Annotated in this window: 1 protein-coding gene and 1 pseudogene; both read right to left on the bottom strand. The window is 62.6% G+C overall.

Annotated elements, in window-relative coordinates; translation table 11 throughout:
• Positions 1-369: AMP-binding protein (locus ASC85_RS33345; RefSeq protein ID WP_236712415.1), on the bottom strand; the 369-nt coding region annotated here is incomplete at both ends.
• A gap of 1 nt (position 370) precedes the next feature.
• Positions 371-2,298, bottom strand: a pseudogene (locus ASC85_RS27305) (condensation domain-containing protein); the annotation flags it as partial.

Below are 2,298 nucleotides of genomic sequence, written 5' to 3' on the forward strand. Positions count from 1 at the left end.
TTGAGCGTCAAACGAGCGATGCGCCCAAGTCAGGAAATTCACCGTGTTGCGGTGTTCGATCATCACGCCCTTGGGCAGACCGGTCGAACCCGAGGTGTAAATCACGTAGGCCAGATACGACGAGGTCAGCTCGGTAATCTCTGGATTAAGGACGGATTCGTCCTGCCACAACCCGCTGTCCAAATCGATCACTGGCATTGACGCTGCAGCCAGCAACTCAAGGGTTGCCGTCTGCGCCAACACCGCCGCCGGTGCGCTGTCTTCGAGCATGTAGGCAATCCGGTCCAGCGGATAAGCCGGATCCAGCGGCACATACCCACCGCCGGCCTTGAGAATCGCCAGCAGCCCCACGACCATGTCGATGCCGCGNAGCATGTAGGCAATCCGGTCCAGCGGATAAGCCGGATCCAGCGGCACATACCCACCGCCGGCCTTGAGAATCGCCAGCAGCCCCACGACCATGTCGATGCCGCGCTCGACGCAGATCGCCACCCGCGAATCAGGCTGCACACCCTGCTTGCGCAAGTAATGGGCCAAACGGTTGGCCCGTTCGTTCAGTTCCCCATAGCTCAGGCGCTGCTCGCCCCGGATCACCGCCACGGCATCCGGCGTACGCTGGACCTGCGCCTCGAACAACCCATGGATCGTCTGCTGCTGCGGGTAGTCGGCTTCGGTGGCGTTGAACGTCACCAGCAATTGCTCGAGTTCCGCTTCGGGTAAGATCGACAGACGATACAGCGCCGCCTGTGGTGTCTGTTCCAGTGCCTGCACGAGCGTTTGCAATGCCCCGTGCATATAAGCGCAAATCCGTTGGGCGCCAATCTGCTGCGCGACCAGCACCGTCAGGTTGAAACCGGTACCCAGGTCATCGACGTTCAGTGTCAGCGGATAGTTGGTCCGTTCTTCACCACCCAGCGCCTGCATGCCGTTCCAGGCCGACGATACCTCGTTCGACGCCGTCGTGGAGGCATGGCGGTAGTTGAGCAAGGCACTGAACAGCGGCAACGGTGCCACCACGCCACTACAACGTTGGGCCAGCGCCAGCGAGGCATGTTCGTGCCCCAGCAAGGCAGTCAGTTGCCCATGGACAGCCTTGACGCCAGCCTTGACGCCTTGTTCGCCCAGGCTCACGCGAAGCGGCAGGGTATTGATGAACATCCCCAATGCACGGTCAGCACCCTCGCCGCCCTGCATCCGGCCCATCAGTACCGTACCGAACACCACCTCCTGTTTGCCGGATACCTTGGCCAGCACTTGCGCCCACGCCAGGTGCACCAGGCTGGCGGCACTCACCCCCAGTTGACGCGCCTGGGCCCGCAGACGCAGGTCCAAGGCGCCATCCACCGCCTGGCTGGTCTCTTCGATGTCGTGTCCGCCTGCCTGCACATCCTGCAAATTGAATGGCAGCGTTGGCTCGTCGATGTCGCCGAGCATGCCACGGAAAAACGCCTCATGCTCTTTGCGATCCACACCCAATCGTGCCTGCGCCACGTAATTGCGATAGGGCACCGCTTCGGCCAGTTGACCGGCTTCACCCAGCAGGTACGCTTGCATCTCGTGTTGCACCACCTCCAGCGCCGTGTGGTCCAGGGCGAGGTGATGGAACAACAGTGTCGCGACCAGCCGCTGATTGGCCTCGTCCCATCCATAAGCCAAGCGCATCAGCGGTGCCTGAGCGACATCCAGGCGGTAATGCCGCGGGTCGAAACGCTGGCGCAGTTGCTCAGCGACATCGCCAGCGGCCGGGTCGAAATCGAGCATTTCGAGGTGCAGCCTGACCTCACGCCGGACCACTTGCATGGGCTCGTCCAGACCCTCCCATACAATACTGGTGCGCAAGATATCATGACGATCAATAACGACCTGCAACGCCCGGATGAACCCATCGAGGCGCTCTTGGTTGTCGAAGGCAAACTGCGCCTGCAGCACGTAGGGATCGCCTTGTTCGGCGGCCAGGTGATGGTAAAGAATGCCTTCCTGCAGCGGCGCCAACGGGTAGATGTCCTGCACGTTGTGTGTACCGCCCGGCACTGTCGCCACGAGACGGTCGATGGTCGCCTGGGACAGGTTGGCCAGCGGCAGCAGCTCGGGGGTGATCCGCTCGCAGTCGAGCGCAATCAGGTTCGCCGGAACGCTGATCTCCTTCCCGCTGCCGACAGCGGCCGCCAGCGCGGCCAGGGTGGGCTGGCCGAACAACACGCGCACATCGGCGCTCAACCCGGCCTGGCGCATCCGCTCGATCAGGCTGACGGCCAGCAGGGAATGGCCGCCCAGTTCGAAGAAATGGTCGTGACGACC

Origin of the sequence: Pseudomonas sp. Root401, assembly GCF_001425105.1 — a bacterium.
Classification (GTDB): Bacteria; Pseudomonadota; Gammaproteobacteria; order Pseudomonadales; family Pseudomonadaceae; genus Aquipseudomonas; species Aquipseudomonas brassicacearum.